This window comes from Alloalcanivorax marinus (assembly GCF_016785095.1).
Taxonomy (GTDB): domain Bacteria; phylum Pseudomonadota; class Gammaproteobacteria; order Pseudomonadales; family Alcanivoracaceae; genus Alloalcanivorax; species Alloalcanivorax marinus_A.
On record NZ_JAEKJB010000011.1, the window covers coordinates 229,516 to 245,221 of the forward strand.

A 15,706-nucleotide genomic window follows, 5' to 3' on the forward strand; every position below is an offset into this window, starting at 1 on the left:
AGGGCGGAAAGACAGGATGCGGTGAAGACACGACCAAACATCCAAGTCACTGGGTGAATACCGCTGAAAAGGTGAACTGCCAGAAAAATGGGTGCAAGAACTGATGTAACTGAGCTTATGATTTTGGCACATCGTCACGAATGAGGGTGTTGTGTAAACGGAACCAGTTATGGCTAGGAATACGAGAACCACGGGTGGGAAGGCCGCTTCAAGTGCTTCAAAGACATTAACCGGTAAGGGCACAGGCTCGAAATCTAAGACTTCGTCTGGCAGCGCTTTATCGCAAAAAGGCACTCCGAATAGGCAAACCGGTACCAAGGCCGCAAAAGCGGCATCAGCAGTGCTCAGAGATGGGCGTACGTCAAAGGCGACCAAATCGGCGGCAGGCAGCGCACTTTCTCAAACTCCAAGCAAGTCTAAGCCTAAAGGCACTGGGAAAAAATAAATTGGTTACTGCTTTTGTCGGGGCAAGGCGCTGTGAGAGCCAGAATCCGGTAGTTTTGGAGGTGTTGTATGACTTCTTGGGAAGAGGCTGATCATCTTTGTCAAAATTGCAGTTGAGTCGTACCTCTGCTAGAGCTAATCTTGCCCCACTTTAATAATTCGTACCATAGCATAAGAAGCCGCTTCTTCTTCCATAGGCGCGATTGAGTAATAGGCGTGAGCTTGGCTCACGCTATAGGTTATGCAGCACACGGTGCTGGGTTAAATACCTGAAAAGATAAAAAGGTGGGATAATGAAGCGGTTTTTTATAATAATGCTGTCGCTGATGGTCATGTCGGCATGTAGTAGCTCGAACAAACATTCTGATGCTTTAACCCTTGCGTATCTTGACGCAAAGATCTATCCAGGATCAGCTATTAAGTGCCAGGTCAGGTTTGTAAGTGATCAGGAAGTGGTTGGATGTAACGCGATGTCGTTAAAAGGAAACGGTAGCCTACATCTTTACCTTTACAACAACGGAACCTTCTACGCCTTGAATGGCATAGCCAGACAGATAGCTGAGGCAAATTTCCACGGTCGCCGAGATATACAGCTGGCCGACTTGCCGTTGCCAAAATCTCTGGATATCCAGGAAATTATGTCTGAATTCGAATCGCGTTTAAACGAGGCGAATTTCAGGTCCCGCGTTTCTGTTTTTTGCAATCACATCACTTGATGTAGCGCGCGCTGGCTCTACGATAGTCCTCGGCCGCCAAGGCATGATCCGCGTCGGCGAATACTCCACCCTCGCCGTCAACTACCTGCTCAAGCGCCTCGAAGCCATCGGCTGCCAGGCCGCCTACCCCGAGCGCCGCGCCAGCCACGAATTCATCCTCACCTTCGCCAAACTGGCCGAGGACCGCCACGTCACCGCGCTCGACATCGCCAAGAGCCTGCTCGACTACAACCAGCACACCCCCACCATCGGCTTCCCTCTGCTGGTGCCCGAATGCTTCCTCATCGAGCCCACCGAAACCAACGAAGCCATGGACGACTTCGTCGGCGCCATGGCCAAGCTAGTGGAAGAGGCCAAGGCCAACCCTGAGACCATCCAGAGGCGCCGGTTACCCAGCCCGTACGCCGACCGAATGAGGTCAAGACGTAGAGGGATTGGATGCAGTTTGAAGCAAGTACTATTGATGGTTTAGGGTCTATTTAGCTATTACCTCCTAGCCCCTTGGTGGCTCTTCTTTCTAGGGGCTGATCGGTAAGTATCGTTAGCCATTGAATCGATAAGAAGATAACCTTTAAAATTGTTTTTACGTAATGTCCTGAAAGGGAATCGAGATACTGGGGGTGGGCCATTAGCCGAACAGAAGAGGAAAGACTCGAGTCAAAAAGGATGTTTGATTCGTTGAGGGACGAGTTGCTAAAGAGGGATTTGTCTAACACTGAGAACTACGATAGAGCGATTTTAACGTTGTCCTCCAGCTGTTTGGCGCTATCTATTTCGGCCATTCAATTGATTGTACCGTTAGATGGTGCGCTCCATCTTTGTCTATTGAAGATTAGCTGGATATTGCTAACCATTAGTGTGCTAAGTTCCCTTTTTGCATATTTTATCGGAAATAAAGCTATAAATGCACAGATAAAAAATGCGAGAGAATATTATATAGAAGAAAATGATGGGGCCTTTGATCGCAGAAATGTATATGCAACCATGAATAGTTGGGCCAATGCAATAACTGGATTGGCGTTTTCTTTTTCGATAATATTGATTGTAACCTTCGTCATCCTCAACGTGCAGAGGTAGTGGAAATGAATGATGAAAGCAGTAAAGGAAAGAACGTGTCGGGCGGTCTGATACGTAAGAGTGCCAATGTTCCTTCAATGGAAAGAATTCCGAGAGACATAGGGAAAGCAGGAAATAGCGCTAACATTCCCACAATGGAAAAAGTACCTAAGGCTCCTAGTTCCCCGCCTAAGGAACCGGACAAAAAAGGCTAGCAGGGCAACTATTCTCCGGTCTTTGGGGAATAGCACAATGAACTGAAGTTGTCTTCTACGTGCCTGCTTTTGCACGGTGATGCTCGCCCGTGAATGGGGTACGCGTCGGCGAATACTCCACCCTCGCCGCCAACTACCTGCTCAAGCGCCTCGAAGCCATCGGCTGCCAGGCCGCCTACCCCGAGCGCCGTGCTAGCCACGAATTCATCCTCACCTTCGCCAAACTGGCCAAGGACAACCACGTCACCGCACTCGACATCGCCAAGCGCCTGCTCGACTATAACCAGCACGCCCCAACCATCTACTTCCCGCTGCTGGTGCCCGAATGCTTCCTGATCGAGCCCACCGAAACCAAGGAAGCCATGGACGACTTTGTCGACGCCATGGCCAAAACCCTGGAAGAAGCGAACACCAACCCGGAAACCGTCACCGAAGCGCCGTTCACCGGCCCGCGCGCCAGCTGGATGAGGTGAAGGCGGCGAAGAAGTTGGATTTGATTTGGAGTGAGTGATGGTGCCGCCCTGGCAGTTAGTTAGTCGTTACTATTTGAAGGGGCCTTTTGTGGCCCTTTTTTGTGTTTGCGCGACAAGCGGATACAAATGTTGACTTGTGAAGTCGGTCACGTTTTTATTCGTGATAAAGCCCAGCACACTGAGCTCATTTGGGGTGTGAGAGAAAGGGGGTAAACCGGAAATTTTGTACCAGCTTGATCTGCCGTGATTAAAAAATTGGGAGGGGGTTCAAATTGAAGATAGCATCTGTGCTTTTGGTTATCATTTTTCTGAGCGGCTGCACGACTGTAAAATATAATGGTTCACCGATGGCCGTAAAAAACGTTGATTACCCTCCTGTGGAGCAAGAGGTTACAGCATACGTTGGGGATCATATGGTCGAAAAGGGCGTTATATATGAAGAGCAGGTACTATATGTAAAACAGCGTGTTGACGGCTTCCTTTACGACATCCCCAGCAATAATTACCCACAAGTAGGGTTCGATAGTAAGCAGGATTTCTTTTCAGCGGTCGGCGTCATCAGAGGTGCGCTATCGGACCCTATTGAAGCTTTGGCCATAAAGAAACAAGGCCATAGCAAACTATGTGTTATTACTACATTGGGTAGCCGTGCTTGTTATGATGCTGACTATGAGAGGCATGGGCGAGTTTCGGAAACAAAAAATAGTTTTCAGCAGACACTGATATACAGCGGTCGCGTAGGAAGCAAGATAAATATCGGATACCGAGAGTTTAGCAATAACACCGCTAGGCCCGCATTCAATAACGAGGTTGAGTATGACCTTTCGGCGTCAAGGGTAATAGGCTACAAGGGAGCGCAAATAGAAGTTTTGAATGCTGACAATAGCAGCATTACCTATAAGCTGATAAGAAATTTCCCGAATAGATAACTAAAAATGAAAATTTAAAAAGGGGGCGCCATGAAAACAATATATAACCCAGATATCATACAAGAGTTCGCTGATAGGTTGTATGCCAGAGCTAATAGTGTAACTCGGTCTTACACTGCACTCGGGGTTATATTGCTGGGTTTCGCTGGGCTCGCAACTGGTCAGCTTGTTTTTGCGGCTGTCGGCGGGATTATTGGTGGCGCGGTCGGTTACGCCTATGGGAAAGAAAAGGCCTTCGCGCATAAACTTCAAGCCCAGACAGCGCTTTGCCAAGTGCAGATAGAGAAGAACTTAAGAAAATAAGTCGTTGTGGTGGAAAATGAAAAATCATTGCCCTTTCAGGTTATGGGTAGCCCATCCATTGGACGATATGCCATATTCTAGTGACCTACACATTAGACGTGCGAGATATAAGATAGAGAGATAAACGTCACATGTCGCAAAGGTCGCCGACCGGAAAGTCGGTGGCAAATGTAAGGCGTCGATACGCGCAGTCTTGCCGCACCGCCTGATCGGAACGGCGCCCGGATATATGTCGGGGGATATACGACAAACGTCGGTGAATAAACTGTTATGCTTTTGGGGAAGAATAGTGGATAACCATGACGAACAAGCCGCTTACGAAGCTCGTCTCCGTCGTCGCTTGGAATTGCTTAAGCAAGAATTAGAAGCGGGGAAGATCAAGTTTGCTGAGGGCTTGGGCGTAGTTGAAAGTCTCCAAAAAATTCGAACAAATCCTGACGGCAGTATTGACCTAGAAACGGTAGATGGAAGTGTTCGTTCACTGGCGCTTGCTGCTGAATTCATGCATGACAGGAAGGAACTAAAAGAAGCGGTTCCTCTCCCTGAAATTCAGGAGGCTTACTTCAGTTTCATAGATCAGAATTTTGGACGCTACTTCCAGGTCATGAAGGAGCGTGATCTGACTCCGCACGATGCGGGGATGGCGCTTTCCCAGAATGCGGAAACGATAGCCGGTTTGATTGAAAATCTGCCTCAGTTTTTGGAGGTTATTGAAGAGTTCTGGTCGCAGTGCGGGGATGCGGCGCACGCCCATATGGAAGACATGCATGGTTGTCTGAAAGGGGTATTCGGAGGTGATCTGTTTCCGTCGCCATACGAAAACCTAGCATCGAAGTGCGGCCTTTATACCGATACTTTGATCCTGCCATGTCCCTTTCTCAGGACCAAATTGATCTTTAGCAGGGCCTCAGATCAGAAAAGGGCCTACTACATGATCAAGCACGCCATGAACTTACTTCAATACAAGGAATTGGCTTGCGCGGATCTGTCGCCGCCCATAGTCGTGGTGCTTCCAGATATGGCCGTTCTTCAAGAGGACGAGCAACGGTTTTTTGCGAAACTTGGGCAACAAGATGCGCTTATTCATTCGTCCAAGATTTTTGGCAGATCCTTTGAATCATTCGAAGAGTTGATGGAGTTCGCTGGTTCGCTGCCGTCGTTTGATTTGGTCGAAAAAGCGGTAGTTGATCCCAGTCGTGTACTATTTGACTCGGAAGTGTCTGGTGGACTCAAAGAACAGCTTTCCAAGGCGTCGGGCGGGTTCTCTGGTCTACTTGGCACAGATCACTGCGGCGCCATCGTTGCATCTAACGCTGCTGGTCGAATGGCTACATGCAACGAATTACTAATCAAAGCAAGACGTTTACAAGGCACTCCGGTTATTGATGCACCTACCTCATGGCAATACTTTGGCTGGAAACTGGAGTATGACGCAGAGCGCGTTGAGGGTAATGATCCGAAAGAAGCCCTTCATGTATTAAGAGGCCTCCAGCATCTCGCTGAAAACGAGATGACCTGGTTGGGAAATGTTCCACCGGAAGCGCTTGTGGCAATTCGCAAAGATGGTGCGCTGGCGGAGATTCGACAAATCATCGGACAAGGTGTGCAGGAACTTGCTGAGGCTAATCCGAATAACTTTCATCGGACAAGTGATCAAATTTTTGAAAACTTCCATGCTGCGTTCGATCTACACAAGAGGAATGTTGATGAATTGCGTAGCAAAGGCTGGAAGTTTGCCGGAAGCGATATTGGGTCTTGGTTTGTGGTGGGTTCCCTCGCGGTCGCCGCAACGGCAACCGGAATTCCCGCTTGGGGTCTTGCCGCCATCGCTGCCGACCAGCTTTTAGATGCGCCGAAGCTCCGAGATATTCCAAAATCCATTAGAGATCTTGCGGAGGAAAACAACAGAGTGAAACGCTCGCCAGTTGGGATGCTTTTTAAGCTTAGTCATGCAAAGGCATAACAACACGTTGCAGGTGACGTTTGACTCGCTGCCCACTTTTGCTGCCGCAAAAGCGGCCATCGTCTCAAACGCACCTGAACGTGGACGTTATGACCTTGCGAGCTACGATCAGAAAGGAGTGTGATTTTGGCTAGAGACTGGGAAAGTTCGTTCTCATTCTGGGCACAGTCGCCCAGCAAAACGGAACAAGAGCGTTGTGAGCGGGTGATTCGAGCCATAACTGCCGCCGTAAATGGTAGTCAGAAGCTACAAGCCAGAAAAATTCTCGTCTTTACCCAAGGCTCGTTTCGCAACCGGGTAAATGTGAGAAAAGAGAGCGATGTGGACGTTGGCGTAATGCTCTACGAATATTTTATTGCCCAGTACCCGGAAGGGAAGAGGGATACAGATTTTGGAAACTACGATGCAGGATACTCATTCTCTCAGTTTAAAGACGAGCTCGAAGGAGCCTTGGTAAATCACTTCGGACGCGCTTCGGTAAAAAGGGGGAATAAAGCATTTGACATTAAGGCCACTCAGTCTCAAGTGGAAGCTGATGCCGTACCACTCTTTGAGTTCCGACAATACTGGAGCAGCGGGGACTATCGTGCAGGGGTTGTACTCTTTCCTGACAAAGGGGGTGGAAGAATTGAGAATTACCCCGAGCGATTGGTTGATTACTGGCCGCCGACACCACTGCACTACGAGAACGGTGTTTCGAAGAACAGCGCCACTGGCCATCGGTACAAAGGCTTGGTGCGGATACTCAAGAAGCTGCGCATCGAGTTGGAGGATGGTGGACATCAAATTGCCACATCTACCCCAGGCTACCTATTGGAGTGCCTTGCTTGGAATTCGCCTGACTGGTGCTTTGCTCACGAGCTTTGGGTCGATCGAGTCCAATCAGTCTTGGGGTTTCTATGGCAGCAGACCAGATCGAAGGAGTTGTCTGATCATTGGTGCGAGGTCGATGGAATAAAATACCTTTTCCACCCTTCGCAACCCTGGACAAGAGAGCAGGCGCATCAACTCATCAATGACATTTGGGATTATGTTGGTGTGAAGCCGCTATGACTATTCAAAGACTGCACATTACCGCCTTTCTAGCTATTGCTGCGGTGATTTGGCTCGCGGTTCTGTGGCTCCAAGGAACTCCAGTTTCTTGGGATCATGCAAGGCCATTTAGCATTGTAGTAAGTGGGCTTGTGGCTGTCGGCCTACTTTTTGAGTTCTGGTTATGGCGGAATCGGCTTTTTCATGGATGGTTCTTTGCACGCCCTGATTTGAGGGGAACATGGAAAGTAGTGATTCAATCTAGCTATGTTCGTCCGGAGACCAATGAGAGAGTTGCACCAATTGAGTGCTACATGGGGGTGACACAAACTTTGTCAAAGCTGAACATGCACCTCATGACGCCAGAGTCAGAGTCGTGGCTCATCGCTGACCATGTGCGTCCTTCTCCGAGCGGCAATGGCTATCAAATCATCGGGGTTTATACCAATGAGCCGAATGTTCATTTACGGCATGAACGAATTAGTGAGATGCATCAGGGCGCAATGATAGTGGAAACACATGGGTCAAGCGTTCAGCCAAGAACGCTAACTGCGAAGTATTGGACTGATCGCAAGACTAACGGAACAATGGAGTTTAACAATAGGAAGCCTGAGGTCTACACGCGGTTTGTAGACGCGGACGATGCTTTCAGTAGCGAGTAGCAATTTCATGTTTCATAGAGACAGATGTCATAACAATCCGAGCCTGAGCGACAAAAGTATATCGTCATGCCTTTTGCAAAAGTCGCAAAAGGCACGCCAACATAATTTCGCGCCGGATCAGGGGCGTTATATGGCAGTTGTGCGCGCGGTGTAAAACGACCCATGGGAAGAGATCTCACCCTTTATCCAGCGGAAGCCACTAAGCAAGATTTGCGAGATCATCTTGTTCAGCTTGGGTTCAAGAAATGTGATCATTGGTGGGATTGGCCCCAGGGTACGTTGAATTTCAGTTGGTTTGATGAGATCGATTTTCGTTCCATTGATGGCGTTTCTGCCGACGTTTATCCAGTGTCGGGAGATGAGTTAGAAATCTGTGGTAATCCCTGGGCGCTGCATGTAAGAAATCTCTACAGCGCAAGTTGGCATGACGTAAAAATGCTCAATGATGTCCTCAGGTCTGCGCGCCGGAAGTTCGGCGGAACCATCAGGGGCGATTACGGCACAAATCGCTATGCCCCTCTATGGGACGATATCAGCACGCCACTTAGTCGCGGTCTCTCTGCTGTCGTTCAGCACGTTGAGCAGAAAATCGCAGCAGTGCGGCACGCATTGCCAGATCCGACATTTAACAACCCAAATGTTGCCAACGGGAAGGCTGGAGAATTCATTGAATTCACCAACAGCCTTGATCCAAGCCGAGTGATCTACAACGGCTTAGTCCCATTTGCGGTGGCGGTCTTCGAGTATTTTTTCTCAAGAGCATTTCAGGTTCTTCTACGCTATGACGACACAGCACAAGCAACGATGCTGTCACATCAACAGAAAATAGCTTTTGAAGACGTTCTCGAAATAAAAAATGGCAGTAAGACAGTCGAGATGCTGATCGCCGAGAGCTATACATTTCAAAACTTAGATCAGCTAAACAAAGCTTATAAAGCTTGGCTTGGTCTTGATGTACGCGCGCTGCTCTACAAGAGGAGGAAGATTGGAGCTTCTATTGGCTACCTCGAGAACCGGGTTGCCGAAATAATTCAATACAGGCACGGGGTAATTCATCATCTTGCCATAGATAGGTCGCTGAAAAAAGCCGACTATCTTCATATTCTGAAGGCCATTGAGTTGGCAATATCAGAATTCATCCGCCACGTAGAGAAACGCTATGGGATCCAGATTGAACGTCGGTGATCTGCCATATAACAAATCGCTGCAGGGGACGTTTGATCCGCCGCCCATTTTTTCTGCTGCAAAAGCGGTCGTCGCCTCAAACGCACCTGAGCCAAACGTTATATCATACCCCGTGTTTATCAAAGCACAGGAGGCCCCGGCCGATGACCGGGGCGCGGTTCTCATCTAGTATGATCCCGAATAATTGATAGCCGACCATTTTCAACGGATACCGACACAGGCGTATCGATGTTGAACCCGGCCTGCTCCAGCCAGGTACCTTTGAGAAGAAGGAAGGGCGTGATGCGGTTGCCGCTATAGGGTTCACTTTTCAGAGTGTAATCCCAGTGACCTTTGCGGACTTTCAGCTTGCGCTGTTTCATGGTGTTGCTCCTTGTGCTTATTTCGAATTAAAAGCAATGGTGGTCAGGAGGTTCGAAACAGCCACAAGAACTGCTCTGGGTATTTCCCGAAGGTGTTGTATTCCCCAGACCTCCCGACCCTTACAGGCCGGTTTTCAGGCACAAAAATACCGCGGTTGGTTCGGGTTGCGGTGAGGCCCGCTTGTGGGAGTTTCGACGCTCCTTGTGCAAAGTGTAGTTCTGTTTGCGCTACTGTCAATATGTCCAGTGCGCAACAGCGGCGATGACGCACTTTTCCTACACACTTTTAATCTATTGCTTACCTGGGCACGGCGATTGGTTTCGTTACGCGCGCAGCTCCTCGCTTTCGCCACCAGACCATCACCCCCGTCACGCTCAACACGATCACCGCCAAGCCCAACACCGTCGCAACAACCCGATATCCCACCCCACCCACCGCCGCGATATGCAGGCTGGTCAGCCAGGTCGTCACCGTATTCCCCGCCGCCTCCCCGGTGGGCAGGTAGTGGCCCAGTAGGGCGCCGTCCGTGGCGTCCACGTACACCCAGGTCTCGCCGAACCGTTCGTTCACATCGCTGCTGGTGCGCGCCATCAGTTTGAGGGCGTTTTTGTGCGGGGTGTAGGCGAAGCGTTCCAGGGCGTGGATTTTGAGGTCGCGGTCTTGGGCCAGGGCTTCAAGGTGTTGGCGGGCGGCGTGGTAGCCGGGTTCCCAGCCGATGGGCGGTTGTGGGCTGGGGTTGGCCCGGGTGGGCACGGTGGCGAGCGGGTCTTCCTGGAAGCTGAGGAGCAGGCCGGTGGTGGGGCGGTAGATTTCGTCGTAGAGGGTGAGGGCGACGCCGCTCCAGGCGAAGACGAGCAGCAGGGCCCAGGGCCAGAGGCCGCTGGCGCGGTGCAGGTCGAAGGTGCGTTTGTGGCCGCCGGCGCGCCAGCGGATTTGCCAGGCTTTGGCCCAGCGTTTCCAGAAGCGGCGGGGGCGGTGCCGGGCGTCGCGGCGGCGTGGCGGGGGGAAGGTGAGCCAGGCGCCGACGAAGCAGTCCAGGGTCCAGAGCAGGGCGATGAGGCCGAAGATCCAGGTACCAATGGTGCCCAGGGCCAGGGAGTGGTGCAGGCGGTAGACGAAGGGCATCAGGTTGCTGATGCCCTGGCTCAGGTCGCCCCACAGGCGGCCGCCGAGGATCTGGCCGGTGTAGGGGTTCACGAACACTTCGTCGATGGGCAATGCGGCCGCTTCCGGTTTCGCGCTGAGGAAGAAGCGCACCGGGCTGTGGGCGTCCGGGGGCGCGAGCATCATCCAGTGCACGTTGGCGTCCGGGTGGGCGGCGTCCACCTGGTCGCGCAGGGCGAAGGGCGAGAGGGGTTCGCTGTGCGCGGCCGGCGGCTCGACCTTGAGCCACTGCGGGTTGATCAGGGCGTCCAGCTCGTAATACCACACTAGCAGCGCGCCGGTGAGGCCGGCGATGATCAGGAAGCCCGCCATCACCAGCCCCACGTAGCGGTGCAGTTGCACCAGCCGTTGGCGCATCCTCATTCAGCGCGACCCATTAAAACAGGTACTTCATGCGCGCCAGGTAGGTGCGGCCTTCTTCGCGGATCACGCCGTCGAACGAGCCGGGGGAGAAGATCTCCTCGTCGGTGACGTTGTTGAGCAGCAGGTCCAGTTGCAGGGCGTCGGTGACGGCGTAGTAGGCGCCCAGGTCTACCCGGGTGTAGGCGGGCAGGGTGACGCTGTTGTCGGCGTTGGCGGGGCGGTCGTCCACGTAGGCGACGGTGCCGCCCAGGCTCAGGCCGGTGATGGCGTTGAGGTAGTAGCGGCTTTGCAGGGCGGCGGTGTGCAGGGGCACGTTGATAAAGCGGGTGCCTTCCAGGGTGGGGTCGTCGGTGCGCAGCACTTCGGTGTCGGTGTAGCCGTAGCCGGCGCTCAGATAGAGGTTGGCGGTGGCGTAGCCGTCCACGGTGAGTTCGGCGCCTTGGGAGCGGGAGCGGCCCTGGGCCACCAGGAAGCCGGCGTTGAGCGGGTCGCTGATGGCCATGTTGTCCTTGTCGATAACGAAGCCGGCGGCGTTGATGTTGAGGCGGCCGGCGGTGACGCGCACGCCCGCTTCGTATTGCACGCTTTCTTCCGCGTCCAGGGGCTGGCGGCCGGAGGTGGTGCCCTGCTGGGGCACGAAGGCTTCGTTGCGGCTGGCGTAGAGCGAGGTGCTGTCGGTGAGGTCGTAAACCAGGCCGAGCTGGGTGGTCCAGGCGGTTTCACCGAGCTCGGCGCGGGTGACGGCGTCGCCGGCCATGAAGTCGGTGGTTTTCTGGGATTGTTCCGCGTCGGTGTAGCGCAGGCCGGCGAGCAGGGTCCACTTTTCGGCGAAGGAGATGCGGTCTTGGACGAAACCGGCGAGGATGCGGTCGGTCTGGGTGAAGCCGCGGTCGCGGGCTTTGGTGCTCAGGTCCATGGGGCCGTAGACCGGTTCATATAGGTCGATGGGGTCCACCAGGTACACCTGGGTAGGCCGGGTGCTGTCGGAGTCCCGGAAGTTCACGCCGGCGATAAAGCGGTGGGTCATGCCGGCCAGGGTGGCTTCGCCGCTCAGGTCGAGGATCACTTCGTGGTCGGTTTGTTTGGCGTCGTCGCTGGCGAACACGATGCGGTTGAGGGTGCGGAAGTCCGCGCCCAGGCCGAACGGGGCGTACTCCTTCCAGTCCGCGTTGTTGCGGGTGTAGGCGTAGCTCAGGCGGGCGTCGATGGTGTCGGTGAGCGCCTGGGTGAGGCGGGCGTTCAGGTAGACGGAGTCCCGCTCGGTGGTGGCGTCTTTCCAGGCCACGTTGAAGTCGTCGCTGTAGTCGCCGTTGGGGTTGGGCTCGATGGCGCCTTGCGCCGGGGCGCCGCCGGGCAGGGCGGTCCATTCGTTGCGCGAGTAGCTGCCTTCCACGGTCAGGTTGGTGGTGTCGGTGAGGTCCACGGTGACGTTGGGCGCCACGAACAGGCGCTCGTAGCCCCAGTAGTCCATGGAGGCGTGGCTGTCCTGGTGGGCCAGGTTGAGGCGGGCGCGCACCCGGTCGTTGAGCGGGCCGGTCACGTCCAGGGTGGCGCGGTGGTAATCGTAGCGGCCGTACTCGGCGCCCACTTCCGCCTGGTAGTAGTCCAGCGGCTGCTTGGTCACCACGTTGATGGTGCCGCCCGGTTCCATCTGGCCGTACAGCACGGAGGCCGGGCCCTTGAGGATTTCCAGGCGCTCCACGTTGGCCAGGTCCGTGGGGTGGTCGGTTTGCCGGAAGCCCAGGCCGTTAACGGACTGCTCCGCGTTGAAGCCGCGGATCAGGAAGTCGTCGGCGAACATGTCGCGGCCGGAGCCGGACCGGTTGGCGCTGGGGGTGAGGCGCACGATGTCGCCCACGGTATTGGCCTGGGCCAGCTCGAAGTTTTCCCGGTCGTAGACGCTCACGCTTTGCGGGATGGCTTCCACCGTGTCGTTTTTCTGGCGGCCGTACACGGAGACGGCGTCCAGCGTATTGCTCTCGCTGGTTTCCTTCGGCGCCGCTTCCAGCCGGTAGCCATTCTCCACCCGCACGGCGATGACGCCGCTGCCGGCCAGCAGGGCGCGCAGGGCTTGGGCCGGCGTGTAGTCGCCGCTCAGCGCCGGCGCCTGCTTACCCTCCAGCAGGGAGGCGTCGCCGCCGATGGCCAGCCCGGTCTGCCGGGCCAGGTCGATCACCGCCTGGTCCAGCGGCTGGGCGGGCAGGTTGATGGTCTGCGTGGTCGCGGTTTGCGCCCGGGCGGGCTGGGCAAGCAGCGGCGCGGTAAGCAGCGGGGTCAGCAAGCCAAGCAGCAACAGCGCCTTCGGCGCCGTCGTTGCGGTATTCGGTTTTTGTGAGCGAATCATGGGGGCTCCAGCAGGGATGCGCGGTGTCTTTACCTATGAAGACAAAGCAGAGGAGCCGATCGGGCAGTGCTGACGGAAATTTTTTTGTGAAGGGTGTCCCTACCGCCACCACGGACCTTGGACATGGATGGTGTCCAGGCCCGGAGAGAACGAGGCGGTGTTCAGGCGGAACGGGGGCAGACTCTCCCGTTCGACGTGGGAGAGCAGTTTCTTAGCGCTATCCAGCCGTTGCGCGCCACAGCCATCGGTGAGTTGGAAGTAAAGGTACTGCTGATCGTTGCCTTGAATGGTGGCGCTGGGCGGGACCTGGTTGAAGCCCATATCCGGGGCCTGGCCGACTGACGTGATCAGGGTTTTCAGTGCGTCCTGCTTGTTGCCGGCAAATTCGCTCCAGTCCAGATCGACACGGAAAATGCAGTCGCTTCTCGCCGGCTTGGTCTCCGTGGCGTGCGCCAGAGGCGCGATGGTGATGAAGAGAAGGAGAGCAAAAGTTCGAGCCATGGGTGCCTCGTTCGCTGAAAGCCGGCCCTGGCCGGAGTCAATGGTATCCACAATGTCCTGCTTCTTCGTTTGGCTCAACCCATCACGCTGTCATATCAGTTTGCTGTAGGAGCGAGTTCAGTCGCGATAAAGCCTTTCAGGTAGCGAACAGCTATCGCGACTGAAGTCGCTCCTACAATGTTTTTCCGGTGGTTTGGGCGCGTTTCCGTCGTGGTGGTTATTGTGCGCGGCGGCGGACGGTGACATACCAGGGCGTGAGGTAGCGCACCTCCAGGTTGAGGGTGTCGGCGAGCAGGGCCAGGGCGGCGTCGCTGTCGTCGGCGGGGAGCACGCCGGTGAAGCGGGGCGCGTCCGGGGCGTCGAGGGCGTCGTCCAGGGTCAGCAGGCCGGGGCGGTGGCGGGCCAGGCGCTCGACCACTTCCGTGAGCGGCGCCTTGCTGAAGGCCAGGCGGCCGTCGGCCCAGTCCGGGCGTTGGCGCGGGGTTTCGGCGCGGGCGATGACGCCTTGGCGGTTCAGGTCTGCCTGCTGGCCGGCTGTGAGTTTGAGTTCGTCGCCGCCGTCCCGGGGGGTCACCGCCACGGTGGATTCCTGTACCGCCACCCGGGTGAAGCCGTGTTCCTGCCGCACGCTGTATTCGGTGCCCAGGGCGGTGGCGGTGAGGTCGCGGGTAGTGACCTGGAAGGGGCGGTCCGGGGCCTTGGCGACGGTGGCCAGCAGCTCGCCGCGCACCAGCTCCACGGTGCGGGTGGTGCCGCTGTAGTCCAGGTCGATGGCGCTGCCGCTGTTGAGCACCACCTGGCTGCCGTCGGGCAGGGTGAGGGTGCGGATCTCCCCGGCGGCGGTGCGGTAGTCGGCGCTCCAGTAGGCCCAGGGCAGTTGCGCGCCGGCCAGTACCAGCAGCAGCACGGCGCCGAGACCGGTGGCTTGCCGCCGGCGCCGGCGGCGTCGTTCCGCGGTGGCGTCGGTGGCTCGCCACATCCGTTGGATCTGTTCCAGCACCTGGCGGCGGCGCGGGTCCTTGGCCTGCCAGGTGTCGCACTCCGCTTGCAGGCGGGCGTGTTCGTCGGCGCCGGCGGTTTGCAGGGCGACCACCCATTCGGCGGCCTGCTGGCGGATGCGGTTCAGCTCGGACATGGGTCCGCCAGGCTGTCGTAGAGCCGCGCGTGGCAGTGGGCGAAGGCCTTGGCCAGGTACTGTTTAACGCTGCTTTCGGACACCGACAGCCGGCGGGCGATCTGCCGATACGTCAGGCCCTCCAGGCGCGCCATCAGAAACGCCCGGCGCGGCTTCTCCGGCAGCTCGTCCACCAGCAGTCGGAGCACCGTCACCAGCAGATTGTGGGCGGCGGCGATCTCCGCCGGGCCTCGATCGTCCCGGGTCTCCACCAGAATCGCCACCTGGCGCAGCGCTTCCTCTTCCACCTGCTTGCGGTGGTGGCGATTGATCATCAGCCGGCTGGCGATGACCATCAGATAGGCGCGCGGATCGCGCAGCGCCTCCAGCGACTGCTCGCCCAGAATCAGCCGCAGGAAGGTGTCCTGGCTCAGGTCCGCCGCGTCCTGCGGGCAGCGCAGCCGCCCCTGCAGCCAATGCGTCAACCAGCCATGATGCGCCGCATACAGCTCGCCCAGCTCCCGCTGGGAGCCGGGCAACAGCGGCTGAGTGTCGGTGGCGGCGCCGGACATAGAGATTGAGGTCACAGCTATAATTGAGAGTGATTATCAATTAAAGGGTAAAAGGGCGCAACTCGTGCTGCTCACGATTCCCGAAAAATGAGCATGACGAGGCGGACCTGCTCAAAATCGCCCGTTTTTGAGCAGGTCGTCCCGCTGCCGGAGTGTGCTAAGCTTGGAAAATATCTGCCCAGTCGGAGGAAATACTTTGGAGATTCAATCGGTTACGGCCTCGGTGCCGGCGGACCTTGAGCTGACGGGCGCCCAAAAACAAGAGCTGGATCGGCGCCTGGTGGCCTTCGAGATAGACCAGGACGAA

14 protein-coding genes are annotated in these 15,706 nt (G+C 55.8%); 8 read left to right on the forward strand and 6 right to left on the reverse strand.

Going from position 1 to position 15,706, the window contains the following annotated elements; genetic code table 11:
• The first annotated feature begins 1,203 nt into the window (after nucleotides 1-1,203).
• The 8 genes from JF515_RS16665 (at nucleotide 1,204) to JF515_RS16700 (ending at nucleotide 8,978) form a co-directional block, all read left to right on the forward strand.
• Complete coding sequence (locus JF515_RS16665) at nucleotides 1,204-1,632, forward strand: hypothetical protein (protein WP_238401133.1); 429 nt, start codon at nucleotides 1,204-1,206, stop codon at nucleotides 1,630-1,632.
• An 888-nt stretch (nucleotides 1,633-2,520) separates the two neighbouring features.
• The gene (locus JF515_RS16670) at nucleotides 2,521-2,904 is read left to right on the forward strand and encodes a hypothetical protein (RefSeq protein WP_238401134.1); all 384 of its coding nucleotides are present in this window, start codon (nucleotides 2,521-2,523) and stop codon (nucleotides 2,902-2,904) included.
• 272 nt (nucleotides 2,905-3,176) lie between these two features.
• Complete coding sequence (locus JF515_RS16675) at nucleotides 3,177-3,833, forward strand: hypothetical protein (RefSeq protein WP_203105589.1); 657 nt, start codon at nucleotides 3,177-3,179, stop codon at nucleotides 3,831-3,833.
• Between the two features lie 30 nt (nucleotides 3,834-3,863).
• Nucleotides 3,864-4,136: a hypothetical protein gene (locus tag JF515_RS16680; RefSeq protein WP_203105590.1), complete on the forward strand. Its 273-nt coding sequence runs from the start codon at nucleotides 3,864-3,866 to the stop codon at nucleotides 4,134-4,136.
• A gap of 289 nt (nucleotides 4,137-4,425) precedes the next feature.
• Nucleotides 4,426-6,099, forward strand: coding sequence for a hypothetical protein (locus JF515_RS16685; protein WP_203105591.1), 1,674 nt, complete (start codon nucleotides 4,426-4,428; stop codon nucleotides 6,097-6,099).
• Nucleotides 6,100-6,225: 126 nt separating this feature from the next.
• Nucleotides 6,226-7,152, forward strand: a complete 927-nt coding sequence (locus tag JF515_RS16690; protein ID WP_203105592.1) for a nucleotidyltransferase domain-containing protein — start codon at nucleotides 6,226-6,228, stop codon at nucleotides 7,150-7,152.
• A complete protein-coding gene (locus JF515_RS16695; protein WP_203105593.1) occupies nucleotides 7,149-7,793 on the forward strand; it encodes a hypothetical protein in 645 nt (214 codons plus the stop codon). Before JF515_RS16690 ends, JF515_RS16695 begins: the two co-directional genes overlap by 4 nt.
• A 162-nt stretch (nucleotides 7,794-7,955) precedes the next feature.
• A complete protein-coding gene (locus tag JF515_RS16700; protein ID WP_203105594.1) occupies nucleotides 7,956-8,978 on the forward strand; it encodes a hypothetical protein in 1,023 nt (340 codons plus the stop codon).
• 161 nt (nucleotides 8,979-9,139) lie between these two features.
• Here the strand turns inward: JF515_RS16700 and JF515_RS16705 are convergent, their stop codons facing one another.
• The 6 genes from JF515_RS16705 to JF515_RS16730 all read right to left on the reverse strand — a co-directional run bounded on the left by JF515_RS16705 (nucleotide 9,140) and on the right by JF515_RS16730 (nucleotide 15,414).
• Nucleotides 9,140-9,340 carry a SymE family type I addiction module toxin gene (locus JF515_RS16705; protein ID WP_203105595.1) on the reverse strand — a complete coding sequence of 67 codons (201 nt, stop codon included), beginning with the start codon at nucleotides 9,338-9,340 and terminating at the stop codon, nucleotides 9,140-9,142.
• 298 nt (nucleotides 9,341-9,638) lie between these two features.
• Nucleotides 9,639-10,868 (reverse strand): PepSY-associated TM helix domain-containing protein, encoded by a 1,230-nt coding sequence (locus JF515_RS16710; RefSeq protein WP_203105596.1) that lies wholly within the window; start codon nucleotides 10,866-10,868, stop codon nucleotides 9,639-9,641.
• A 13-nt stretch (nucleotides 10,869-10,881) separates the two neighbouring features.
• Nucleotides 10,882-13,212, reverse strand: a complete 2,331-nt coding sequence (locus JF515_RS16715) for a TonB-dependent siderophore receptor (protein ID WP_203105597.1) — start codon at nucleotides 13,210-13,212, stop codon at nucleotides 10,882-10,884.
• A 99-nt stretch (nucleotides 13,213-13,311) separates the two neighbouring features.
• Nucleotides 13,312-13,713, reverse strand: coding sequence for a hypothetical protein (locus JF515_RS16720; RefSeq protein ID WP_203105598.1), 402 nt, complete (start codon nucleotides 13,711-13,713; stop codon nucleotides 13,312-13,314).
• A 217-nt stretch (nucleotides 13,714-13,930) separates the two neighbouring features.
• Nucleotides 13,931-14,848: a FecR family protein gene (locus JF515_RS16725; protein WP_203105599.1), complete on the reverse strand. Its 918-nt coding sequence runs from the start codon at nucleotides 14,846-14,848 to the stop codon at nucleotides 13,931-13,933.
• Nucleotides 14,836-15,414: a sigma-70 family RNA polymerase sigma factor gene (locus tag JF515_RS16730; protein WP_338015241.1), complete on the reverse strand. Its 579-nt coding sequence runs from the start codon at nucleotides 15,412-15,414 to the stop codon at nucleotides 14,836-14,838. The genes JF515_RS16725 and JF515_RS16730 overlap by 13 nt, the downstream gene beginning before the upstream one ends.
• Nucleotides 15,415-15,706 lie beyond the last annotated feature (292 nt).